This window comes from Flavobacterium pedocola, assembly GCF_053764385.1.
This window is the reverse complement of the sequence record NZ_JBSNCR010000002.1, coordinates 133832-159573: the sequence shown is the minus strand read 5'-3', so window position 1 is coordinate 159573 and position 25742 is coordinate 133832. Positions and strand designations below refer to the sequence as shown.

The 25742-nt window shown below is 39.2% G+C and carries 18 protein-coding genes; 8 read left to right on the top strand and 10 right to left on the bottom strand.

The genetic code is table 11. From position 1 onward, the window contains the following. Positions 1–24: 24 nt before the first annotated feature. On the top strand, positions 25–978 hold the full coding sequence (locus tag ACWPKD_RS04780; RefSeq protein ID WP_455411544.1) for an AAA family ATPase: 954 nt from the start codon (positions 25–27) through the stop codon (positions 976–978). A 41-nt stretch (positions 979–1019) separates the two neighbouring features. Here the strand turns inward: ACWPKD_RS04780 and xrtN are convergent, their stop codons facing one another. The 3 genes from xrtN to ACWPKD_RS04765 form a co-directional block, all read right to left on the bottom strand. Next, entirely contained in the window at positions 1020–2249 is a 1230-nt protein-coding gene (gene xrtN, locus ACWPKD_RS04775) for an exosortase N (protein WP_455411543.1), read from the bottom strand. Further along, entirely contained in the window at positions 2250–4766 is a 2517-nt protein-coding gene (locus ACWPKD_RS04770) for an XrtN system VIT domain-containing protein (protein ID WP_455411542.1), read from the bottom strand. Positions 4767–4842: 76 nt separating this feature from the next. Continuing rightward, complete coding sequence (locus ACWPKD_RS04765) at positions 4843–6300, bottom strand: hypothetical protein (protein ID WP_455411541.1); 1458 nt, start codon at positions 6298–6300, stop codon at positions 4843–4845. Between the two features lie 455 nt (positions 6301–6755). Between ACWPKD_RS04765 and ACWPKD_RS04760 the strand changes: the two genes are divergently transcribed. Both ACWPKD_RS04760 and ACWPKD_RS04755 read left to right on the top strand, forming a co-directional pair. Continuing rightward, entirely contained in the window at positions 6756–8417 is a 1662-nt protein-coding gene (locus ACWPKD_RS04760; protein WP_455411540.1) for a hypothetical protein, read from the top strand. Positions 8418–8434: 17 nt separating this feature from the next. After that, entirely contained in the window at positions 8435–8710 is a 276-nt protein-coding gene (locus ACWPKD_RS04755) for a hypothetical protein (RefSeq protein ID WP_455411539.1), read from the top strand. A 59-nt stretch (positions 8711–8769) separates the two neighbouring features. On the opposite strand, the gene ACWPKD_RS04750 is transcribed toward ACWPKD_RS04755, so the two are convergent. Further along, on the bottom strand, positions 8770–9906 hold the full coding sequence (locus ACWPKD_RS04750; protein WP_455411538.1) for a hypothetical protein: 1137 nt from the start codon (positions 9904–9906) through the stop codon (positions 8770–8772). A 32-nt stretch (positions 9907–9938) separates the two neighbouring features. On the opposite strand from ACWPKD_RS04750, the gene ACWPKD_RS04745 reads away from it, so the two are divergent. The 3 genes from ACWPKD_RS04745 (at position 9939) to ACWPKD_RS04735 (ending at position 16474) form a co-directional block, all read left to right on the top strand. Continuing rightward, a complete protein-coding gene (locus ACWPKD_RS04745; protein ID WP_455411537.1) occupies positions 9939–11051 on the top strand; it encodes an acyltransferase family protein in 1113 nt (370 codons plus the stop codon). A gap of 260 nt (positions 11052–11311) precedes the next feature. Then, positions 11312–14083 carry a bifunctional aconitate hydratase 2/2-methylisocitrate dehydratase gene (locus ACWPKD_RS04740; protein WP_455411536.1) on the top strand — a complete coding sequence of 924 codons (2772 nt, stop codon included), beginning with the start codon at positions 11312–11314 and terminating at the stop codon, positions 14081–14083. Positions 14084–14209: 126 nt separating this feature from the next. Beyond that, positions 14210–16474, top strand: a complete 2265-nt coding sequence (locus ACWPKD_RS04735) for an aconitate hydratase (RefSeq protein ID WP_455411535.1) — start codon at positions 14210–14212, stop codon at positions 16472–16474. A gap of 235 nt (positions 16475–16709) precedes the next feature. Here ACWPKD_RS04735 and ACWPKD_RS04730 read toward each other — a convergent pair whose 3' ends face one another. Further along, on the bottom strand, positions 16710–17333 hold the full coding sequence (locus tag ACWPKD_RS04730) for a hypothetical protein (RefSeq protein ID WP_455411534.1): 624 nt from the start codon (positions 17331–17333) through the stop codon (positions 16710–16712). A 5-nt stretch (positions 17334–17338) separates the two neighbouring features. Beyond that, complete coding sequence (locus ACWPKD_RS04725) at positions 17339–18169, bottom strand: hypothetical protein (RefSeq protein ID WP_455411533.1); 831 nt, start codon at positions 18167–18169, stop codon at positions 17339–17341. 313 nt (positions 18170–18482) lie between these two features. Here ACWPKD_RS04725 and ACWPKD_RS04720 point away from each other — a divergent pair, with 313 nt between their 5' ends. Together ACWPKD_RS04720 and ACWPKD_RS04715 are read left to right on the top strand one after the other, a co-directional pair. Continuing rightward, positions 18483–19643: a hypothetical protein gene (locus ACWPKD_RS04720; RefSeq protein ID WP_455411532.1), complete on the top strand. Its 1161-nt coding sequence runs from the start codon at positions 18483–18485 to the stop codon at positions 19641–19643. A gap of 154 nt (positions 19644–19797) precedes the next feature. After that, positions 19798–21150 carry a LysM peptidoglycan-binding domain-containing protein gene (locus ACWPKD_RS04715; protein ID WP_455411531.1) on the top strand — a complete coding sequence of 451 codons (1353 nt, stop codon included), beginning with the start codon at positions 19798–19800 and terminating at the stop codon, positions 21148–21150. Positions 21151–21157: 7 nt separating this feature from the next. On the opposite strand, the gene ACWPKD_RS04710 is transcribed toward ACWPKD_RS04715, so the two are convergent. The 4 genes from ACWPKD_RS04710 to ACWPKD_RS04695 form a co-directional block, all read right to left on the bottom strand. Next, on the bottom strand, positions 21158–21682 hold the full coding sequence (locus ACWPKD_RS04710) for a GNAT family N-acetyltransferase (protein ID WP_455411530.1): 525 nt from the start codon (positions 21680–21682) through the stop codon (positions 21158–21160). Further along, positions 21682–22551 (bottom strand): alpha/beta hydrolase, encoded by an 870-nt coding sequence (locus ACWPKD_RS04705; RefSeq protein ID WP_455411529.1) that lies wholly within the window; start codon positions 22549–22551, stop codon positions 21682–21684. Before ACWPKD_RS04705 ends, ACWPKD_RS04710 begins: the two co-directional genes overlap by 1 nt. Positions 22552–22640: 89 nt before the next feature. Further along, positions 22641–24089 (bottom strand): glyceraldehyde-3-phosphate dehydrogenase, encoded by a 1449-nt coding sequence (locus ACWPKD_RS04700; RefSeq protein WP_455411528.1) that lies wholly within the window; start codon positions 24087–24089, stop codon positions 22641–22643. Between the two features lie 131 nt (positions 24090–24220). Then, entirely contained in the window at positions 24221–25612 is a 1392-nt protein-coding gene (locus tag ACWPKD_RS04695; protein WP_455411527.1) for a Do family serine endopeptidase, read from the bottom strand. Positions 25613–25742: the final 130 nt, after the last annotated feature.

Genomic DNA, 25742 nt, shown 5'->3' with positions numbered 1-25742 from the left:
GCTAAACTCATAACTTTTAAGAAGATGTCAGACGTAACTGCAATTCAGAATCTGGTTGAAAAACAAAAAGCCCTTAAGGCGGAAATTGCTAAAATCATTGTGGGTCAGGATGACGTGGTCAATCAGATCGTATTGAGTATTTTTTCCGGAGGACATGCTTTGCTTGTAGGGGTTCCCGGCTTGGCCAAGACCCTTATGGTTAATACGATTTCGCAAGCTTTGGGATTGGATTTCAAACGGATTCAGTTTACTCCGGATTTGATGCCGTCTGATATTTTAGGAAGTGAAATTCTGGACGAAAGCCGCAACTTTAAATTTATCAAAGGACCGATTTTCTCCAACATTATCCTGGCAGACGAGATTAACCGTACGCCTCCGAAAACTCAGGCTGCCCTTTTGGAAGCCATGCAGGAGAAAGCGGTAACGATTGCCGGCCAGCACTACAAACTGGATTTGCCGTTTTTCGTTTTAGCAACACAAAACCCTATTGAGCAGGAAGGAACCTATCCGTTGCCGGAAGCGCAATTGGACCGTTTTATGTTTGCCGTGAAACTGGATTATCCGAGTTTTGCCGAAGAAGTTCAGGTGGTGAAATCCACTACGACCGATAATGATGTAACGATCAACGCCCTTTTTACGGCTCAGGAAATTATCGATTTTCAGCATTTGATACGAAGAATCCCTGTGGCGGATAACGTGATTGAATACGCTGTGACTTTGGTGTCGAAAACCCGTCCTGATAATGCTTTGGCAACAGATTTTATAAAGAATTACCTGGATTGGGGAGCAGGACCGCGTGCCTCTCAGAACCTGATTTTAGCCGCTAAAACCCATGCGGCCTTAAACGGAAAGTTTTCACCGGATATTGAAGATGTTCAGGCGGTTGCAACGGGTATCCTTCGTCACCGTATCATCAAAAACTACAAAGCGGATGCGGAAGGTATTTCAGAAGAAATGATTATTAAGAAATTGTTTTAAATAAAAAGGCTCATAATTATGAGCCTTTTCTTTTAATAATATTATACTCTGCCCGTTTCATTCAAGAGCCTTATCGGTTCGTTGTAAACGAGTTTCATGAACATTACTTCAAGGAATGAAGTGTATTTTTTACGGCCACATTCATACCACCAATACGAATAATACGCAACGGAATTTTTCTCCATTTTGGCTACCCATATTTTTTCATTACCAACAGCTATTTCTTTGGACTCGGTAATTGTATAGCCGGCACCGGTCCAGCATATTAAGGGTTTATGCGACGGGGTTTTGATGTAAATGAGTTTCTCAGGGGTAGCAATTTTAAAAACCTCTTTATTCACCCAAACGCCTTTCGTGGTGTCGTATTTAGGATCCAGATTGCTGAGGATGTCGTCGTTTTTTTCTTTTCTCATTTCCAGGCTTGTGAGCAATACAATGCCAAAAGCAGCAGTTAGTGGAAATAGTTTTGATGTGATAGCTGCAGGGACAGTTTCTTTTAGTTTGGGTTTGAAATATCGTATTAAAAACAACATCGGGATCACCTGGTACAACACGAAACAGAACAAGCCTACGGTATGATGCAGTAGGTTTTCTTTTGTGCAATTCAATAGCACCAAAGTCATAATCCTGAAATAATTCGAAATGATATTCAGCAGTATGATGAGGGTGCAGAATGCCGTGATTTGCAGTATTCCGAAATAGAGGCGTTGTTTTTTTTCTTCTAAAGTGAGTAACAGAGCTCCTGTTAATAATCCGGTTTTGAACATCGATAATCCCATGCAAGCGGTGTCAATGGTGATTTTAGAATTGTTAAGGTAAAAGTTTACACCTTCAATGCGGTCAATCGGCATGAAGTTTTTTAAGGTTGTGAAAACCGCATAACACAAGGTCTGTTTGATTTCTGTCGTTAAATGTTCAAAAAACTTATTGAACAGTGACGAAAACAATAAAATACAGATAAGCGCTATGAACGAAAATTTTCCCGTGAAGTAATAATACAGCAAGCAGACCAGCAAAGTCAGTGACAGAAAATGCAGGGATTTGGTATGCAGCCGATAGCTTATGAATTCAAAAAGGACAATTAAAAAAAGGAGCAGGTAGCTGATTTTGAAAGTGGTTGCTCTTCCGCCGATAACAAATAATCCTACTGAAAAAAGGACTCCGAAAAAATCGTTTTCGAGGCCAAAGGCAATACTGCTGCCGTTCAGTGCCATAAGGCAAATAAAGGTCAGTACAGCAACAGTATTTTTATTTTCAGTAAGGAAATTCATTTATGAAGTTTGTTTTTTGTGTTTTTTGTAATAGAAAAACGCAACAGTTAAGGTAATTACGATCATCGCCCATTCATGAGGTTCAGGAACGGCCCCATCATTGTTTATGGAAGCATTTCCCAAAGTGTTTACATTTTTCTCAATACCGTTCTTTTCATAATCGGCATCGGTTTCCAGTACGATAAGTGATGAAATCGGTGTTACGATGTTGGCATCTGTTGCTAAAGAAACGTATTTGTTGTTGGCCAATGAGTCCGATTGAATGGCTATCTGTTCGTCCAGAACTTTTCCAAAAGCATACATTCTGTAAAGATGGTTTGAACCATTACTGCCTTTTTCGTCTGTTTTTGAATTTTCTTCGATGGCAATGTCAGCAGGTTCTATGTTGATACGGTTCTCTGCCTTCTTTAAAGTGATAAACTGATTTTGCTCGATAAGTTTCAGGCAGTTTTTCAAATCGGTCTGGATGAAATCCACATACTTTTGTTCTTTTACGGTTTGCCAGTAAGGATTGATTTCTTCTGAAATATTGATTACCCTGATGTTCTTTTGTTTAGTGCCGGATTTTATTTTTTTAAGATAGTCGGAGGTTTCCAATTCTTCAAAATTGGCCGAAAATGTTCCGCATTTGGTCACAATCAGACTGTTTTCCTTTAGTTGGTATAACGGAAGCAGGGAATAGTGCAGGTTCTCAAATTGCGGTAGGATGTTCTCGGGATTTTCAGTGTTTATTTCCTGTTTCTCGTTGTTGATGAAAACATAGTATTTGGTTTTGTTTTTAGTTGCAAAGGCTTTTATGTCTTCTTCAGTCCAAGTGCTGGTGATGTCCAAAATGATTTCCGATGGCACAAATGAAACCGTGGCCTTTTCAATCGGCTTAACTTCATAAATATGGTTTTTCCAGGCAAAGGATTTTGTGGAACCGGTGTTTTTTAAAGGCAGCACGGCTTCCCATTTGTCAAGGCCTTCAGATTCGTTGATATAATAGTTGTTCTTTACTTCGAATTCTTTGTCGGCTTCGAATTTTTGGTTGCCCACTACCTGGATTCTGGAGATGGTTTCGGCATTAGAAATGTTCGGCCCTTTAATATTGAGGCTTTGGTATTTCATTTCGGTGTTGTTGACGCTTAAAGGTGTGGTGAAACCGCATTTAAAAGTTCTTGGCAGGTCTTTGCTGATCGGAAATACTCTTACCACCACTTTGTTACCTTCTTTCCATTGCATTAAAGAGGGGTCCCGAGCTTCAACACCAACAACTTGATCGTATGCTTTTTTTGCTTTTTCTTTTGTGGTCAAAACCCCTTTGCGCTCTATGCCGTTTACCCATAACGAGAGCGATGTGGCCACGGAGCCTTCCGGAAGTTGAAAAGAGTAGATGGCTTCTTTGTCGCCCCAGGAATCTTTCTCACAGATAATATCCATGGTGATTTCGGTATAGGCTAACCTTTCGTCGGCGTATATTTTTACATCTTCTTTTATGTTTTTGGTAACCAAATCCCTGCCGCTCCATAACTGTTCTTCGGTTTCAAGGCGTTTGTCGAAATTTGATTTTAGGATGTTTATCCGGTCATCTTCACTTAAAGCAAGGTTGTCGGTTAAGGAATAAGCTATGTTTATAAAAGGGTTGTGTGTTTTTCTTTCATTGTATTGTTTCGTGCCAAAGGAGTCAAAGCCTCTGAATTCGAAGAAGTTGTCTGCATCGACATAGACTAAGCCTTTTTTGAGTAATATTTCGTTGAAGAAATTAGGTTTAAGATTTTGGGATACCGTTATATAGGCTGGAAGGTCGTTGTTGTTATCAAATGATTTGGTGATCATGTTTTCACTCATCTTCTTGCTTTCTCTGTCGAGTTGCATGGCGAAGAGAATCTGGCTCAATACAATTACTGAGACACCGGCGCCAAACCAAATAAGGTTTTTTCGGGACAGGAACGTGACTTTTACAAGGGTAATCGTGTGGCACACAAATACGATAGCTGGTACTAAACCGTAGAATCCCAAACCTAAAGCCATAATCCCTATAAATGATATTGGCCCGTAAGGAAGCAGGTAAGTCATGTAATAGACAATCAACAGGAAGGAAACACCATTGATGAAATAGGAAATCGGTGTGAGAAGCCTGTCTTTGTGAGTGGTGTAGATGAAGAAGTTTGAGAGGCAGAACGCAAAGGTCGCAACATATACCCAAATGGGTAAATTTTCAAAAATATTGATGAAGATATTGGTGCAGAAACAGCCGATAAACCAGTTCAGGAACAGAAAAGGAATTAAATGAAGGTACTTTGTTCTGTTTCTTAAAATTTTAAACGACAGGGTTACTCCGTAAACGAATTCAATAATCAAGCTTAAAAAGCAAATCGATTCCAGAACATCATTCTTGAATTCTATTCCCAGTAGCGAAACGGCAAGCATGGTTATACTGAAAATAGTTACGACAATACTGATTGTGACCCCTGTTTTTTCAGTGTAGGTTTTTAGTAAGGCAAAGCGGTGATCCATAAAAATTATGATTAACATTAAAAGTACTTTGAATTACAAAGTTATTTAATTTTTCATTCCCACCTAATTTTTCTTACTTTATTTTTTAAGTGTATTAAAAAGCAATGTTTTGTACGAAGGAGATTAAATCTTCTTCTTCTGAAAGGCCCAGTTTTTTCTTCAATCGGTAGCGTGCTGTTTTGACGCTGGCAAGTGAAATTCCCAAAACGGCTGCAATTTCATCGGATTCCATGTTTAATTTGATAAGTAATAAGGTCCTTAATTCAGCAGGAGTGAGGTTGCTGTATTTTTTTTTGATTGAAGGGATATAGCCTTTGTGTACTTTTTCGAAATGTTCTTTAAAAGTAAGCCAGTCCGTATTGGTCAAAATTCGCATTTGTGTTAGTTGGGCGATTTTTAAAGACTCCTCTGCTTCAGCATGATTGGTGGAAAAAAGGTTTAATCGTTCTTCCATTTCATCAATCAGTTTGGATTTGTTTATCAGGTTGTGGGTGAAATATTCTAATTCGGTTTGGTTTAATTTTAATTTGGATTCATACAGCCTTTGGTTCGTTTCCAACAGTTCTTTGTTTTTCTTATTTCTGAAATGAAAATAAGCAAACGAACCACTACCGATAACGAGTAAAAAAACAATAAAAGTCAGGTATATTATTTTTTGCTGATTGGCCAGTTTTTTGTCTTTCTGCAAGGAAACAATCTTTTCTTCTTTTTGTTTGGTTTCATATTTAGTGGCTAATTCCTGTATTGTTTTTTCTTTTTCAAGATTATAAATAGTGTCTTTTGTTTTGATGGATTTTTTATAGTAATCGAATGCTTTATTCGGGATGTTTTTTAAGTTGTACAATTCTGATAACTTCATTAAAGCAATCCTCGATTCCTCAATTTGCTTGTTTTTATGCGCTATTTGTAAAGCTAAATTTGTTTTTTCAATGGCTAAATCTATTTTTCCCTGTTCTTGTAAACAGCGACTGATATTTAGTAAAATAGCAGGTATGTCATTCTTTTTACCGGTAGTTTCATAAATGGATTGTGCTTTTTCCAGGAAAACCTGTGCCTCTTTCCAATTGGCTTTTCCCATATACGCTATTGCAATGTTATTGTTGTCATCTATTTGGCCTATCGTATCTTTTAATTGGACTTTTATAGCCAATGCATGTTTTGATAATTCAATAGATTCATCATATTTTTTTTCATAAAACAACATTGATGATTTAGACGATTCTAAGAATGAAATGCTTTCAATGTCTTTTATTTTGGAGCTGTTTTGTAAGGCATTGTTTATTACTGAATTTGCGGTTTTAAAATTTTTTGACAGATATAAATCAACAGCGAGTCTTCCAATTTGATCATAATGTTTTTTTTCTTTATCTAAAATTGTAGATTTTTCCAATAATGAAAGGGCTTTATAACGTAATGAAATGGCTTTGTCGAATTTGCCCAAATACGAATTGGCTTCAGCATTTTGGGCTAGTGCTAAAAACAACTCTCTGTTTAAACCCTTGTTGTTAAGATTGACAATGGCTTTTTCATAATAGATTTGCGCAGAATCCATTTTAGAATCCTTTTCAAAAATGCAGCCGGAGTACAAATTGTAAATTCCAGTTTTTACTTCAGATTCTGGAGCTGTTTGGTTATAGGTACTAAGTTCTTTTTTTAGCGACTTAAAATTCTTTTTTTCATAAAGAGAATACAGCCTGTTTTGAAAAGCGTCAATTTCACTAATTTCAGAAGTTGTTTCATTTTTAGAAACACTGTTTTTTTCTTCTGATTGTTTACAGGAAAACAACAAAAGGATAAAGCAAACAGGTAAAATGATGTTTTTTAAATTCATCTTAATTGAAATGTCTTGTATACTGCAAAATTATTACAATTATTGCTTAACCCTGTTATTTACAGCGCTTTTTTAGGTCGATACAGCTTCTTGTATACCCTTTTGTAGTCGCTTGATATCGGCGGCGTATTCAATTCTTCAATACTTTCGGCCCGTAAATAAATTAATACTACGTTATGAAAAAGATATTTATTTTGTCTTTAGTTTTATTTGGTTTTCAATCCTATGCACAGGTGGGAATCGGGACAACAGCCCCAGGTGCAACGCTGGATATTGTTGCCGCAAATCCTGCAGGAGCGACCACCGGTGTAGATGGTATTCTTATTCCCAGAGTTACCAGACAAAGAGCTCAGTCCATGACTGCAGTTCCTACGGCTACCATTATTTATGTAAATGAAGTGGTTACCGGAACCGCAACCGGAACCGCAGTGAATATTACGGCTGTAGGTTTTTACCATTATGATGGTGTTTCAAATACCTGGAAAAACCTGTCTACTTTAGGTGTTGTAGATGCAGATTGGTATAAAACAGGAACTACAGCTACACCAACAGCTATTACAGATGACATGTTCCATACGGGTAATATATCTGTAGGGAAAAATACGGCTTCTGTTTCTAAAGTGGATATTTTAGAAACTGCTGCTGCTAAAAGCAAAGTAGTTAATGTTACTTATACAATTCCATCTGCTACAAATGTAGAGGCAAGTTTAATAAGTACAAATACCAATGTGACTGTAACTCCAACAAATGCAAATCCTACTAATATAATTGGTTTAAAAAATAGTTTATTGGGGTCGGCTTCACATGCTTCTTCTCCATGGGTTCATACAAGGACTGGTGTATATAATGATTTGTCAAGTCCAAATGCAACAGGTTTTTATTATGGAACGTACAATAAATTTGATACAACTAATGGGTCTGGTTTTTTAGCTTGTTCAAAAACGGGAGTGTATAATTTATTTGCAGGAACAGGCGCTCCGGGTTGTACAGGTATGGAGAGCAATTTTACCACTTCCAGTTTTGGAAGTTCCCCTTTATATGGAACCAAAAATACTTTTTCCAGTGCACAAGGTGGGGCACCTGCTTATGGTTTGTATAACGATTTTAAATTTACGGGTGCAGTTGGAGCAAGTTATAATGCATCTCAGTATGGTGTGTACAATAGTTTAACCAATAAAGAATCTGGCTCCAATTATGGAGTTTATACAACTATAAACAATACGTTAACCGCTTCTTCATATGGGGAATATATTGATATTACTTCTACAGGAGCAGGAGCTGGTTCGAAAACTGGTGTAGCGGTAGTAGCTGGTGGTACGCCAGGAACAACTCAGCCTATAACGGGTATTTATTCAAGTGTGCCTGGAACTACTGCAACTAACAATAGATATGCAGCTCGCTTTTTTGGAAATGTATCTATCGGTTTTGCGGGTGGTGATGATTATTATCTTCCGGTTAGTAGAGGGACAAACCCTTTATTTGGTCAAATCCCTATTACCACTTCGGTTAATTCAGGACGAGAAACAATTTGGTCTCCGTTTTCATTTCAAAATACAGCTGCTACAAGTGTAATTGCTAAATATTTTGGAGCATTTGCTTCGGCTACGGATTGGGTTAATGGTGCAACAAGGGTTTATACCATCACCGACCCCGATTGTAGAACGAGCAGTTCTGTTACTGTGTCTATTACAAACGGGACTGTAGCGGCAGCAGATGATTTTAAGATTGAATCGGTTTCTGTTGCTAACGGAGAATTTTATGTTACCGTAACAAATGTTTCCGGAGCTGATATTGCCGGAGGGTATTCCATTCCGTTTTCTTTTACGGCATTTTATTAATAGTAAATGTATTGATGATGAGAATAATAATTTATTTGTCACTTTTATTAATAGCCGCTATTGGATACAGTCAGGAAAAAGTGTCCGCGAAATCGAATACACCAATAGCTGCTGTTGTGGTGAAAATGTCAAAGCCTGTCGTTGGAGCCAATCTGAAGAAATCTGTTGAAAGAAATGATATTACGATAACAAAACAAAGCACGCCTGTAGGAAATAGAGTTGTGAACTATATCGGGACGCCTAAAACAACTTATGTGGAATCCATTGCGGTTGTTAAGAAGGAAATGCCATAGATAAATGGCAGTTTGATTTTTTTTTGTTGGTTAAAATGCTACCTTTTAGGTAGCATTTTTTATTTCTGCAGTTTGTTATCTAACTCGGCATCGTAGAAGAAAAGGAACATACTGCCCATCATGTCCTGATCGATTTCAGAAGTATTGTTGCAGGTCATGACCAGTTCGTATTGGTGGTTGCCGTAAAACCAAACTCCATGTTCAGAACTAAAAGTTTCGATTTTCTGTAAACCGATTTTGTTTTTGTAATTGGTGATGTCGCAGGTGAAAACCGTCTTGTTTTCAGTTTTGTCAAATACACTGATGGAAGTCGCAAACGGGTGCACGTGCGGGGCAGAAAAATGCAGACGCAGGCTGTCTTTAATCTGAAGTTGTTCGTCAATTGAACTGCGATAGGTTTTAATGCCTTTCGGAATTACCCAATGTCCGGATAACATGTTTCCTGCTTTATCGCAATACGTATGATTTTTAGTTTCCACAGGAATACATTGATTGCTGGCCGGATCTAGCGGTTCTTTAAACGGATTGTTTTTGTTAAACGGCAGCTGGATATAAACCGTTTTACTCATCAGTGGTTTTTGAGAGCGGTCGTACTGCTGATACTTGACATTTATTTCGTGTTTTACTTTCTGATAAATGTTAGGCAGATTATGGTTAAGCGTTTGCGTGGTCACAAAAAGAAAATCTTTACCAATTACCGGAACACCGTAGCCTTTTGGGAAGTCAAAAGCTTCCAGTCCGTGCGAAAGCGAAGTCATTCTCGGGTATTGTTTTCCGATTCGGTCTTGTAAATCCCATTGTTCGTAATACTGAACATCATTAATGTCAACATTCATATGACAGATGAAATCGTTGGAAAGCGGCTTATCGGTTTTAGAATCAAAAGCCTTTACGCTGAAACCGGTAATCCATAACAAGCGATCAGAGTTTTCCAATTGGATATAGCGTGATGCTTTCGGGCCTTCCATGGATTTGTAGATGCCGTCGATCACGAAAGTAGGGGAAAGCATTTTGTAGACCTGCGCATCGTTTTCCACCAGCCAGTTTTTGTCCACCAAACCGGTTTTCTGATAAACGAACGTTTTGATAATCGCCTGATGTCTGTTCGACAGATTGCAATATACCAGCGTTCCAAAAAGACTGGAAAGGATAAAAGTAAAGAGTAAATATTTGTATATATTTGAGCGATTAAGCATAGCAGACTGTATTCCAAACAAATGTACTATAAATGAGAGGAGAAAACCAAAAAACAACCCGAATATTCGGGCTTGATTTCGTAAGGGCTACGGCTATTTCTTTTGTATTGTTTTCGCATCTTTATTACGTGATTGGGAGTCAGGATCCGCTGTTGATTTCTTTTAGCGGATTGTTCGGTTATGCCGGTGTGGAACTTTTCTTCGTATTGAGTGGTTTTCTGATCGGGACCATTCTTTTGAAGCTGTTTCTAAAGGAAAATGTTCAGTTTTCAGACCTTTTTACTTTTTTTAAACGCCGATGGTTTCGAACCCTTCCGCTGTATTATCTGGCCTTGCTGCTTAATGTGCTTATTGCGTTTTTGATGGGGTATTCCAAAGAAGGGTTGTGGCGCTATTTCTTTTTTCTTCAGAATTTCAATGCAAGCCGTATTACAATCTTCCCGGAATCGTGGAGTTTGTCCGTAGAAGAATGGACGTATCTGCTGCTGCCGCCATTGATATTTTTGGGATGGAGGCTGTTCGGGAAAAAGATGAAACTTGGTTTTCTGTTGGTTTGTCTAACGGTGGTCGTCTTGTCGCATTTGTTGCGCTACGTTTATTTTCTGGAGCATCAGACCTCGGACATGGTGGTCTGGAATGCCGATTTTAAATCCATCGTCCTGCTGAGGATTGATGCTATCGTGATAGGGTTTTTGGTGGCTTGGTCGTACTATTATTACAAAGATTTTTTAAAACGCATTGCCGTGTATCTTTTAATAGTTTCGGTACATCTGTTTCTGTTGCAGTTTATAGTACTGAACCTTATGGGAGTGGATCTTCTTACCAGTCCGGTTTACCTGCATGTGTTTTACTTTACCCTGTCTTCCTTAACCTTTGCGTTTGCGATTCCTTTTTTTGTGTTCTGGACCACTTCGGACAATCTTATTGGGCGCTTTATTACTTTTTTGAGCAAGGTGTCTTATGCGGCTTATCTGGTGCATTATTGTATTATGAGCGCTGTGTTTAAATTTCTTATGGATTGGACCGGGTTACAGTTGCCGACTTTTTTATTGATAATTGCCTATCTTTTTTTAACACTTTTTGTTTCTTATTTGTTGTATCGTTATTACGAAAAACCGATTATGGATTTGCGCGACAGATATTAGAAAACTGCCAAATTGTTAGTTTTGAAACGCGTTTTTTTCGAAATCGACAAAATATTTTTCAAAAATTAAGAAATCGTAAAAAAATTAGCTAATTCCTGTGTTTTGATGAGATAAATTCATTAAAATAGAATCTTTATAAATAATATTCTTTTGAAATTAATGAAATGCTAAATATTTTTTAATTCACTTAAGAATGATTAGATTTGTGCAACTTTTTAAAATAAACCAGTAATAACATAACTTTTTCAAATACTATTGCAATGAATATTTATAGCGATTATATCAAAGAAATCGAAGAAAGAAAAGGGCAGGGGCTTCATCCTAAACCTATTGACGGTGCGGAATTACTAAGTGAGATTATTGCACAGATTAAAGATCAGAATAATCCGAATCGCGAAGATTCTCTTAAGTTTTTTATTTACAACACATTGCCTGGAACTACTCCGGCTGCTGGTGTTAAGGCAAAATTCTTAAAAGAGATTGTTCTTGGAGAAGCAGTGGTGAGTGAAATCACGCCTGCTTTTGCTTTCGAATTATTATCCCACATGAAAGGTGGTCCTTCTATTGAAGTATTGCTTGATTTGGCTTTAGGAAATGATGCGGCTATCGCTAACAGTGCTGCTGAGGTTTTAAAAACACAAGTATTCTTATACGATGCTGATATGGATCGTTTAAAAGTTGCTTATGAAAATGGTAATGCTGTAGCAAAAAACATATTAGAAAGTTATGCTAAAGCAGAATTCTTTACGAAACTTCCTGAAGTAGCGGAAGAAATCAAAGTGGTGACTTTTATTGCAGGAGAAGGAGATATCTCAACCGATTTACTTTCACCCGGAAACCAGGCGCACTCACGTTCTGACCGTGAATTGCATGGAAAATGTATGATTACGCCTCAGGCTCAGGACGAAATCAAAGCTTTGCAGGCGCAACATCCTGATAAATCCGTGATGCTAATTGCAGAAAAAGGTACAATGGGTGTAGGTTCCTCTCGTATGTCAGGGGTGAACAACGTAGCACTTTGGACCGGTAAACAAGCCAGTCCGTATGTTCCTTTTGTGAACTTTGCTCCGATTGTTGCAGGAACAAACGGTATTTCTCCAATCTTCCTTACGACGGTTGATGTTACCGGTGGTATTGGTTTAGATTTGAAAAACTGGGTAAAAAAGACAGATGCTTCTGGTGAATTAGTTCGTAATGAAAGTGGCGATCCTGTTTTAGAAGAAGCTTATTCTGTAGCAACAGGAACGGTACTTACCATCAATACAAAAACAAAGAAATTATACAACGGCGATAAAGAACTGATTGATATTGCTAAGGCATTTACGCCTCAAAAAATGGAATTCATCAAAGCAGGTGGTTCCTACGCAATCGTTTTCGGAAAAAAAATTCAAACCTTTGCTGCCAAAACTTTACGAATTGAAGCGCCGTTGGTTTATGCACCTTCAAAAGAGGTTTCAATTGAAGGGCAAGGTCTTACGGCTGTTGAGAAAATCTTCAATAGAAATGCTGTAGGAACTCTTTCTAAAAAAGCACTACATGCAGGTTCTGATGTTCGTGTAGAAGTAAATATTGTAGGTTCTCAGGATACTACAGGATTGATGACGGCTCAGGAATTAGAATCGATGGCGGCAACGGTAATTTCGCCAATCGTTGACGGTGCTTACCAATCGGGTTGCCACACCGCTTCGGTTTGGGATAAAAAAGCGCAGGCAAATATCCCGAAACTGATGCAATTCATGAACGACTTCGGTCTGATCACGGCTCGTGACCCGAAAGGAGTTTACCACGCAATGACCGATGTAATCCACAAAGTGCTTAACGATATTACTATTGATGAGTGGGCCATCATCATCGGTGGTGACTCGCATACCAGAATGTCCAAAGGGGTTGCTTTCGGAGCAGACTCAGGAACGGTTGCGCTTGCTTTGGCTACGGGCGAAGCTTCCATGCCAATTCCGGAATCCGTGAAAGTTACCTTCAAAGGAGACATGAAAGGGTATATGGACTTCCGTGATGTGGTGCACGCTACACAGTCTCAGATGTTGAAGCAGTTTGGTGGTGAGAATGTATTCCAAGGTAGAATTATCGAGGTACACATCGGAACCCTTACGGCGGATCAGGCTTTCACATTTACAGACTGGACTGCGGAAATGAAAGCAAAAGCGTCTATCTGTATTTCGGAAGATGATACTTTGATCGAATCCTTAGAAATCGCGAAAGGCAGAATCCAGATCATGATTGATAAAGGGATGGATAACGCTAAACATGTTCTTCAGGGATTGATCAATAAAGCGAATAAGAGAATCGAGGAGATCAGATCAGGTGAAAAACCGGCTTTAACTCCAGATGCAAATGCTAAATATTACGCAGAAGTTGTGGTGGATTTAGATCAAATCGCAGAACCAATGATTGCAGATCCGGATGTAAATAATGCAGACGTTTCAAAACGCTATACACACGATACTATCCGACCGCTTTCTTTCTACGGAGGAACGAAAAAAGTAGATCTTGGTTTTATTGGGTCTTGTATGGTGCACAAAGGCGATATGAAGATCCTTGCGCAAATGTTGAAAAACGTGGAAGCTCAAAAAGGTGAAGTTAAGTTTAACGCGCCTTTAGTAGTTGCTCCTCCAACATACAACATCGTTGACGAATTAAAAGCGGAAGGTGACTGGGAAGTTTTACAGAAATACTCTGGTTTCGAATTTGATGATAATGCTCCTAAAGGTGCAGCACGTACGGAATACGAAAACATGTTGTATTTAGAGCGTCCGGGATGTAACCTTTGTATGGGTAACCAGGAAAAAGCAGCAAAAGGAGATACTGTAATGGCGACTTCAACCCGTCTTTTCCAGGGAAGGGTTGTAGAAGATTCAACTGAGAAAAAAGGAGAATCATTGCTTTCCTCTACACCGGTTGTGGTATTGTCTACCATTTTGGGTAGAACTCCAACCATGGAGGAATATACTGCAGCGGTAGAAGGTATTAATCTGACTAAGTTCGCACCTTCTCATAAGTTGTTGGTGAAATAATTGAAAGAATATCCAATCGTAATTCAAAAGCCTAAGTTGAAAACTTAGGCTTTTTTTATTATAGCTGCTCTATTTTTTGTAAATTGTAGGATTAAAAAGGAATAACAACATAATTATTTAACTACTATGGCATTTGATATAGAAATGATTGAAAAAGTGTATGCCAGCATGGCTTCCCGCGTGGACAAAGCACGTGAATTGGTTGGCCGTCCGCTTACACTGTCAGAAAAGATTTTGTATTCCCACCTTTGGGAAGGAACGCCGTCACAAGCGTTTACAAGAGGTAAAGATTATGTGGATTTCGCTCCGGACAGAGTAGCGTGTCAGGATGCAACAGCGCAGATGGCCTTATTGCAGTTCATGCATGCCGGTAAAAATAAAGCTGCTGTCCCGACAACCGTACATTGTGACCACTTAATCCAGGCGAAAGTTGGTGCCAAAACCGATTTGGCCGTTGCCAATACACAATCAAAAGAGGTTTTCGATTTCCTTTCTTCGGTGTCAAACAAATACGGTATCGGATTCTGGAAACCGGGTTCAGGGATTATTCACCAGATTGTATTAGAGAATTATGCTTTCCCTGGCGGTATGATGATCGGTACGGATTCGCATACAGTAAATGCAGGAGGTTTAGGAATGTTGGCTATAGGTGTCGGAGGTGCCGATGCGGTAGACGTAATGTCCGGAATGTCCTGGGAGTTGAAATTCCCGAAACTTATCGGCGTTAAATTGACCGGGAAATTAAACGGTTGGACCGCTCCAAAAGACGTGATCTTAAAAGTGGCTGATATTCTTACCGTAAAAGGTGGAACAGGTGCTATTGTTGAATATTTCGGAGCAGGCGCGGAATCGATGTCCTGTACCGGAAAAGGAACGATCTGTAACATGGGGGCGGAAATCGGAGCGACAACTTCTACTTTTGGTTATGACGATTCCATGAGAAGGTATTTAACCGCTACCGGTCGTCAGGATGTAGTAGATGCAGCGGATAAAGTGGCATCTTACTTAACTGCGGATAAGGAAGTCTATGCTGATCCGGCGCAATATTTCGACCAATTGATTGAAATTAACTTATCTGAATTAGAACCCCACATCAACGGGCCTTTCACTCCGGACCGAGGCACTCCGGTTTCTAAAATGAAAGCAGAAGCAGCCGCAAACGGATGGCCCATCAAAGTAGAGTGGGGACTAATCGGTTCTTGTACGAACTCTTCTTATGAGGATATGTCCAGAGCAGCTTCCATCGTAGAACAAGCGGTGGCACACGGCATCACGCCAAAAGCGGAATTCGGAATCAACCCGGGCTCGGAACAAATCCGTTACACTATCGAGAGAGACGGTATCATTGCTACTTTCGAGAAACTTGGGACTAAAGTGTTTACCAATGCCTGCGGACCCTGTATCGGACAATGGGATCGGGATGGGGCAGACAAACAGGAAAAAAATACTATCGTTCACTCGTTCAACCGTAACTTCTCTAAGAGAGCGGACGGTAACCCAAATACCCACGCTTTTGTAACCTCACCGGAAATGGTAGCGGCGTTAGCAATTTCAGGGCGTTTGGATTTCAATCCAATTACGGACACCTTGTTGAATGATAAAGGGGAAGAAGTAAGATTACAGGCGCCCAAAGGAGATGAATTACCAACCAAAGGTTTTGATGTGGAAGATGCAGGATTTCAAGCTCCCGCTGCAGATGGTTCATCTGTACAAGTGGTGGTTTCTCCAACATCGGATCGTTTACAGTTGCTGGCGCCTTTCGATGCTTGGGACGGTAAAAATATAACAGGAGCAAAATTGTTAATCAAAGCATTCGGTAAATGTACGACTGACCATATTTCAATGGCGGGCCCTTGGTTACGTTTCCGTGGCCATTTGGATAACATTTCCAATAATATGTTAATCGGTGCAGAAAATGCTTTCAACGGAAAAGCAAATTCGGTTAAAAATCAATTGACTGGTGAATATGCAGAAGTTCCTGCGGTTCAAAGAGCGTATAAAGCGGCTGGAGTTCCGTCTGTCGTTGTGGGAGATCACAATTACGGTGAGGGTTCTTCTCGTGAGCATGCGGCTATGGAACCACGTTTCTTAGGTGTGAAAGCGGTATTGGTGAAATCCTTCGCCCGTATCCATGAAACCAACCTTAAAAAACAAGGGATGTTGGCCTTGACCTTTGCTAACGAAGCGGATTACGATAAAATTCAGGAAGATGATACCATCAACTTCTTAGACTTGACTGAATTTGCGCCGGGTAAACCGTTAACCCTGGAATTTGTTCACGCCGACGGTTCAAAAGATATCATCATGGCGAACCATACCTACAACGCCGGTCAGATTGGCTGGTTTGTGGCTGGTTCTGCTTTAAATTTGATTGCGGCTGGTAAAGCGTAATTTTAAAGATATAGAATGTAATAAAAAACCTTGCTTTGGCAAGGTTTTTTATTTTTGGTAAACTTTTTAGATAGTAGTTATAACCGAGACTATTCTTTTTTTAGTGGAAAAAGTCCCTTTCTATTTTTCAAATGAAACCGGTGAATAAACAACAGAGAACAGCATGCAAGTGAGAAATACTAAAATTGATTTTTTTGCATGATGTGTTGATTTTAATGGTTTTTTAGGATGAATACTAATTAACATCACCGTTTTCGGTACTGTAATGATCATTTATTTCGGTTAAAATATCAAACACCTGTTCTTCATTTCCTTCATAGTGTCTGCGGATCCAGAAGCTGTAGGCCCAAGATATTACATTGTCAAATTCGCCGAAATCGGAAGAATCATTGCCTAATGTTGCTAAAATTTTAGCCGTGGCGGCTTCTGATCTATACGATTTTATTTTGTCTAATCGGGTACCCGGTCCCTCATAGTCAGGGTCATTAGGGTCAAGACTTTCATTGTAAGCGTATTTTCGGTATAATTTGTCTTTATCTTCATCTGAAATTTTAGAAGACTTTAAATCTTGATGTGTGATCAATAACAATTTCAGGGTTCTGTCTAAAGAGGTTTCGTGGTATATTTTTTTATCGATCAAGGTGTATAATAAAGGCTTGTACTTTTCAAAGTAACTGGCTATATTTTCAGGTTGCTCCTTAGCCTCGATCATTATCCTTGCGAGAGAATAAACGTCCTTGTTTTCATCGTTTTTGAACCAATCGTCTTCCAGGTCTTCACTGGAATAAATAGGGAATTGTCTGAGGTAGTGAACGATTTCCATTGATTCCGGTAAGTTGTCTAGCAAAAAAGTATTCATTTTTTCTAAATCTCCCCGTTCTTTAATAGGGTCAGGTTCGTCAGTGTCGGATGTAGTCTGGTATGGAAAAACAAACAGATGTAAGAAGAATTCTTCAAGTGCTGCCGAAACATTTTTCTCATCCTCAGATGGATCCTCCCACAAATAAGCAAAACTGATTTCTCCGTCTTCATATTCTCCTTCCCCGTCCCCTTCTTCTTCAAAAAAAGTGAAACTTCCGATAAAGAATCAAGCACCACCCCTGGTTTATAATCTTTACAATATTGATGGTATTTTGTAACCGCCAAAAAAGGAGAAATAAAAAACAGGACAATAATGATCGTTAGGATAAAAGCAGAAAGTTTATTGTTTTTTCGCAGCGCAGTGGTACCCAGAAACAAGGCTCCTGTAACAAAGCTGATGAACAAAACGGCTACCATAAAAACGGCGAAATTTTGAAAAAAGGCTTTTGTTTCATAGATTAAAACCGGTTTTTCCGAAGTAAATCGGGTAAAAAGCGAAAAAATAAATAATCCGAAGGAGAAATAAAAACTGCTGAAAAAGGTATATTTCCAAAACAGTGACTGCTTGTTTTTTTGAGCTCCGGTTAACTCAGTCGAATCTTTCGTGGTGTCTTTTCTTTTGAAAAAAGATGTTAAGAACAAAGCAATCAGAAAACTGATCGGAACAATGAAAAACAAAAGGCTTAAGGCTATGTAAAATTCATTCGGGTGTATGGTGTCAATCTGTAGAGGGGTTTTTGTTACATCAAACGGATTCAGGTAATAGATTGCTGCTAGAATCAGCAGTGTCAGTATTTCAATTAAAACGGCTAATTTATAAGGTTTTGAATTCATTTGTCGGCGAGAGTCAGGAAGTTGTTTTTATGTATGAATAATCTTAGCAAACATAGGTAAAAAAGTAGGTTTTGCAACTCTTAAGTAGGAAATTTTCTCAAAGTTCAGTCGGTGACGAATGGTTCGTTAAAACACAATTTTATCAGAAAGTTTAGCACGTTCCAAGGAAAGGTTAGCAATGTTCTCTTTACGGACAGACAATCTTTAGTAAGACTAATACAGCAAACTAAATTTAAAAACGATTTTTTTTGTAGTTTTTTATGTATAATTTGGCTGACAATACTAAACTTTTATCATCAATTGTAAATAATTTATGTGTTTAAAACAGCAATCAGTATATCAAAAACTTTTCGGTGTATTGGTGTTGCTTTTTTTGAGTGTTTCTTGTGGAAAAGAGACGAAAAAAGAAACAGCAACCAATACAAAACAAGCGCCTGCTAAAGTAGAGCCTACTAAAGTAATTCCAATTTCAAAGCTGGAAACCGAATTGCTGAAAAAGTTCATCAAACAGGAAATTGAGGACACCACAGAAGGAGAGCCAACAATCAATTTAAAAGAATATCCGTATTCCGTTGATTTTTATGTGGAAGGGGACAGTCATACGGTCTATTTTTCGATTATAGCTTCCGATGATTTCAATGACGACGGGATTACCGATTATATTGTTGACCGGACTTCCGAAGGGATGCTGGGTGGAAACGTCAATTCCAATTCAGAATTCATTTACGTTATCATGAAAGATGAAAGTAACATAGCGGAACAGCATTCGGTTTTGACCTATGCGCCGTTTTCCTATAATATTTTAGACGAACTGGAGTATAAAGACGGGAAAATTAAAATCGGGGCAACCAAAAATTTCAGGACCTACATGACAAATGAAGGTGAAACCACGGATCTTGTTTTTGAATACCAAAATGGAAATCTCTATGAGGAATCGTATCTGTCAAAATGTAAACTGGCCGAATTGGAGGATAAAGTTATTTTTAAACCGATAGCCGGCGTTACAAAAAGATCCAGAAGCATTGAAATGCATAATTATACGGAAACCATCGAAGAAACGTATTCGTTGAAAGATACTATTATTCATGCAGGGCTTTCGGGTTGTGATAACCGACTGTTTGAGTATAGAATTATCATACCTTCCACAAAAAGTAAAAACAGAAATGCTGCTTTTGTAAAACAAACCCTGATTGCCAAGTTGCAATTTTTAGCTGAAAACACGCTGTTTCCGGAAGATATTGAACCGCTTGTGGATTATCTTGCCGAAAATGAGATTAAGAAAAATGAATTTGTGGTGGATGAAAACCTGTACTGTCATTTTTATGTTGATAAGGATGTAACGACCACGTTGTCAATAACGGTGAATGTAGAAAGACGTGACAATCCCTATCAGATTGAAAACTGGGACATCACCACCCGAAATAAATTGCCAAAAGAAGAGGGGTTGGAAGAGGGGTCGGAAGAGGAGGAATGATAAGTTGTTTTTGTCTTGCTAAAGAGTAGGAATTTTGCCATTCCGTTAAAAAGCAACATTAAAATAAAGTTAAAACGCCCTCATTTGCCGGGAGTTTTTTTATCTTGCAACCCTTTCGAAAATTGGAATTCCGGTTCCCCATAAGTATATGCAGATGAGTTTTTTTAGATTTTATACAGCACTGTTTTTAATAATTTCCATGTCGGTTTTTTCTCAGGAAAAGGTGAAACACGTCGTGGTTAGTGGAGAATCGGTATATAGTATTGCTAAAAAATACAACGTGACGGAAGCTGAAATTTTCGAACTCAATCCAAAAGCTAAAGGATTGCTGCAATTGGATATGGTGCTTTACATTCCTAAAAACGCAAAGAAAAAAGGGGAAGAAAAAAAGAAGAAAGCCACACCAAAAGGACCGTCCCATAAAGTGGAATCCGGAGAATCCCTGTACACCATTGCCCGTAAATACGACACTACTGTTGAAAAACTGCGTGATGCTAATCCGCAATTGGATTCAGATAACCTTCAGTTAGGAGAATTGTTAGCATTGCCAAAAGGAGCTAAGAATCAGGAGGAAGAGCAGCTTTCAAAATCAGAAAAAAGAAAAATCGCTAAGCTTCAGGGTAAATTGCAGAAGCATACGGTGGCTTCTGGAGAATCGTTTTACGTTATCGCCCGAAAATATAATGTTTCAGTCGAAGAGCTTAAGAGAGCAAATCCACAAATCGTTAACAATAAACTTGATGTTAAAGACGTAGTATTTATTCCGGGAACGGAAGATGAGGTAAAAGAACAGAAAAGCAATACGGAAAACACTGATCCTGTTGCTGGGGTTAAGCCGAATCCGGCAAACGAAAATGCGCTTTTTCATGAAGTTTTGCCTAAAGAAACCAAATACGGGATTTCCAAACGTTACGGAATATCCATTGCAGAACTGGAACGGTTAAATCCTCAAATTGCTAATGGTTTGGAAGTTGGGCAACAGCTTAAGCTTAAGGAAGTGCTGAGAATTGACGAGGCAAAAGACGTGGCTGTAAGTGATGATACAAAAGATATTGCATCCGCTTCAAATGAAGAAGAGTCCAGAGTTAAAACTGAGGCATTGCCATTGTCCGCAGACGCTGCCATGAAAGCCGATTTTCTGATTGCTAAAGCTTCGGATTACCTTGGAGTGCGTTATCGTGGCGGCGGAACCGACAGAAATGGTTTCGATTGTTCAGGGCTTATGTTTACTACGTTCAAAAATATCGACATGACTTTGCCGCGATCGTCTTCAGATATGGCTGCCAATTCAGGTGTAAAAATCGACAGGAGCCAGGCGCAAAAAGGCGATTTGATTTTCTTTGCCACACGCGGAAGATGGGTTGGTCACGTGGGTATGGTTACCGAAGTTCTGGAAGATGAAATCAAATTCATCCATTCCTCAACCAGTTCAGGTGTGATTATTTCTTCAACGAAAGAACCTTATTACGCGAAAAGGTTTGTACAGATTAATCGCGTTTTGGAATAATCTTTCGTTATTCTCTCCAATTTTGTTTTTCGATTACATATTCAAAGTTTAACTTCTCCGGTTCACCGTGATAAGCCACTTCAATGGTTCTTACTTTTGCGGCACCTAACCTTTCAATGGCTTTCTGGGAACGGATGTTGAGTGCTCCAATATGAAAATACACTTTGTCTAAAAACTGAAAGGCGTAATCCAGCATGAGTTTTTTAACCTGTGGATTGTACGTGGAGCCCCAATACGCTCTTGCATAAAAAGTATAACCTATTAGAATGCTTTTTTCTGATTCGTTGTAATCATAAAACCTAGTGCTGCCGATTGCAACATTTTTTTCTTTATCCAAAATAAGAAAAGCGCCTCCCGAGGCCATTGCGCCTTCAAAAAAGTTTTGAAAAACCTCTCTTTTGTAGCGGTCTTTGTTGGGATGTTGTTCCCAGATGGGCGGGTCGGAAGCTACTTGGTACAAGGCTTCGAAATCTGTTTCTTTCAGCGGTGAAAGTTTTACGATATCGTTTTCTAATATAGGTTGCAGGTTCATTAGTTTTCTTTTTTTGGATACAGAAATCTTAAAGCGTTAAATACCGCAGGATGCGTAACTGTGGCATGGTCTTCTTCGGGAATGTAGTCGAAATAAACCTTTGCGGATTTGCTCTTGCCGGATTTGATTTTCTCGTAGAGCAAATTGGCATCTACTTCCATTACATGGTTATCGAAAAAAGGCGATAAACCTTCCTTGCCCACACCAATATAGATTTCTTTTTTAGCAGTGAAATTTTCTGTCAGGATACCGGGTGTTGTTTTTAGCAATTCGCCGTCATTCCACCATAGGCTTGGGCTTATGATTATATATTGATCAAATAGCTGTGGTTTTTTGAAAAGAATTTCGGTAGCAAGTAATCCGCCTAATGATTGTCCGATAATCATTTTGGAATTTGACGTTTTGTACTTCTTTTCGATATAAGGCTGAAGTTCTTTTTCAATGAAGTTGATAAAGTTTTCCGATTTTCCGGCAGTTGGCATTTGCTGTTTAAGGATTTCAAGAGTGGCGGGTGATGTGAAATCCCTTTTTCGGTCAACATTGGCGATCCCTACCACTATAGATTCCGGTATACGGTTAATCCATGGAAAAGTATTGTATTGTATAAGTCCGGCAACATGAATGAAATCTTCATCAGCAGCACCATCCAATAAGTAAATTACGGGATATTTTACCGTATCGTTTGTTTTATAAGATTGCGGTAAATAGATGTTGAGGGTTCTTTTCTCTGATAATATTTTGGACTCGATTTCCCGTATTTCGCCTAAAACGAAAGATTTGGTCTGTGGTTCTCTTTTGCTGTTTTTTTTCTGGGCGGATGTGATGGTTATTCCGCAAATCAGCATAATAAATAATAGGATTCTTTTCATCTGAAAATGATTGACGACGATTTTCAAATGTAATAAAAAATCCGCCTCAATTTCTCGAAACGGATTCTTTACTATAAGTTGTATGACTACTAGTAGTACATGTAACGTCTTACTTTTGCAATGTATTTTGCTAAACGGATTACCTGGTGGCTGTACCCGTACTCGTTGTCGTACCATACGTACATTACCACGTTTTTCCCGTCTGCGGAAACAATCGTAGCGTTGCTGTCGAAAATAGCCGGAGCTGAAGTTCCAACGATATCCGAAGATACTAACTCATTGTTCAGGGAATATTTGATCTGCTCTACCAAGTCGCCTTCCAAAGCATATTTTTTCATGATTGCGTTCAAATCTTCTCTTGTGGTTTCTTTGCCTACTTCTAAGTTTAAAACTACTAAGGAGCCATTAGGAACCGGTACACGGATGGCATTTGAAGTTAATTTTCCAGCAAGGCTTGGTAACGCTTTTGCAACCGCACTTCCAGCGCCAGTTTCGGTGATTACCATGTTTAAGGCAGCAGCTCTACCACGACGGTATTTTTTGTGCATGTTGTCTACAAGGTTCTGGTCGTTTGTATACGCGTGGATAGTTTCCAAATGTCCTTTTACTACACCTAACGTTTCTTCAATAGCCGCTAAAACCGGAGTGATCGCGTTAGTAGTACAAGAAGCTGCTGACCAGATTTTTACTTCGTCCGGGTTGTAGCTTTCGTGGTTCACACCGTAAACGATGTTCGGTACACCTTTACCAGGAGCGGTTAATAAAACTTTGTCAACACCTTTTGAAGTTAAGTGACGGCTTAAGGCTTCCTCAGTTGTGAAAGCACCTGTGTTGTCAATCACTAAAGCATCGTTGATACCGTATGCCGTATAGTCAATTTCTTCCGGAGTGTTAGCTGTAATGATGTGAACTGTTGCTCCGTTGATTGTTAAAGCGTTGTTTTCCACGTCTGCAGAAACAGAACCTTCAAAATCACCATGCACTGAATCGTAACGTAATAAAGAAGCACGTTTTTCCAATAAAACCGCATCACTTTTATCACGGGTAACGATAGCTCTTAAACGCAATTGCTGTCCTTTACCTACTTTAGCCATCATTTCACGAGCCAATAAACGACCGATACGTCCGAATCCGTAAAGAACTACGTCTTTAGGTTTGATTTCAGAAGTGTCTTTGGCATCTCTTAATTTGTCGATTACGAAAGCAGTAGCGTCGTTGTATTTGTCGTCTTCCAGGTGGAATTCGTAAGTCAATTTACCGATATCAATTCGGGATGGCGGTAAGTCCAAAGCCTGAATAGCGCGTGCAATTTCCACAGAATCGAAAACGTTAATCGGTTTCTGAACGAACTCTCCCGCATACTCATGCAAGTTGATGATGTCGCTAACGTTTCGGTCAATCAACTGGTTACGGAAAAGCACCAATTCGATTGATTTATCGTACCATAAATCACTGATAATTTTGATGAATTCTACACCGGCTCTTCTTCTGTCTGCCTGAAAAGCCAATTCTTTTTCGTATAAAGCGGAATTGTTCATGTGTTATTTTGTGTTGTTAAAATTTGGTGCAAAATTATTGATTTTTAATCAGATTACGGAAAAATATTTTGTGAAAAATAAATAAAAAACCCGATCACAGGACCGGGCTTGAGTATTTGGTTTTGAATCCGTTATAAAAACATTTGTAAGTGTTCGCCTCTTTGGGTGATCAGCTCTACTCTGGATTTCTGATTGTTGGATTTCGAGTTCAAAAGTCTGGAAGCCTGTTCCATAGAATTGATTTTGTTGCCGTCGATTCTTAAGATGACACTTCCGCGCAATACTTCGGCATATTCCACATATTCTTCGTTGGAAACTTCTTTGATTTTTACCCCTTCATTGATACGGAAACGTTTTTTGTCTGTGGCATCAAGGTCTTCAAATTCAAAGCCGTTATAATCGACGTTTACCAATTCCTTTTTGGTTAAACGGACCGGTATGGTTTTCGAATCGCCGTCGCGGATAATGCCTACCTGAACCACGTCGTTCGGTCGTTTGGAATTGATGTAGGATGTTAAATCGGTATAACTGTTTACCGGTTGGCTGTCTAAACGAACAATGATGTCGCCTTCTTTCAGCCCGGCATTGTGAGCTCCCGAAGCTTTGGAAACGGAATTCACATAGAAGCCCTGGGTTTGTTTCACGCCGAATTCTTTAGAAGCCACACTGTTCAGTTCTCTTCCTTCCACACCTAAAACCCCGCGTTGTACGTTACCGTATTCCATCAAATCTTCAATGATTTTTCGGGTGATGTTGGACGGCACGGCAAAGGAATACCCGGCATAACTACCTGTAGGCGAAGAAATCATCGTGTTGATTCCGACCAATTCCCCACGGGTGTTTACTAAAGCACCACCGCTGTTCCCCGGATTCACCGCCGCATCAGTTTGAATAAATGACTGGATGCCGTCTTTGCTTAAATTTCTGGCTTTCGCTGAAACAATACCGGCCGTAACCGTCGAGTTTAAGTTATACGGATTTCCTACCGCCAATACCCATTCGCCAACGCGCATGCTATCGGAATTTCCAAAAGTGGCGTATGGCAGTTTTTCTTCGGCAACTATTTTTAATAACGCGATGTCCATTTTGCTGTCCGTTCCGACCAGTTTAGCTTTATAGGATTTGTTGTTGTTTAAGGTGACTTCCAGTTCAGTGGCGTTCTGGATTACGTGGTTGTTGGTCACAATGTAGCCGTCTTCCGATACAATCACACCGGAACCGGTTCCGATTTGTGTTTGCTGTTGTCCGCCACGATAGCCATAATAATACTCCAGCATTGGGTTGGTAGGGATTTCGGAAACCGTTACGTTTTTAACGTGTACCACATAATGTACGGCGTTTTCCGCAGCGGTTGTAAAATCGGAATTTTCAGCGCCCAGGCTTACATTTCTTGCATAAGAATCGGAGGCTACCGAAAGTTTGCTTTTTACCCCGGAATTTTCCTCCAGAAATAATTTGTATGCGCCAAGCGTTATTGTTCCGCTTAACAGAGATACGACTAATAAGCTTGAAAATTTATTCATAATGTAAGGTTTGTTTAAAGATTTAACAGTAAAATTAAAAACTTCACGAATTCAAAAAAAAGGTTTAACGCCCGTTTAACACACTTTAACGTGTCATTAATATTTGTACTTTTGTTACTTATTACAACTT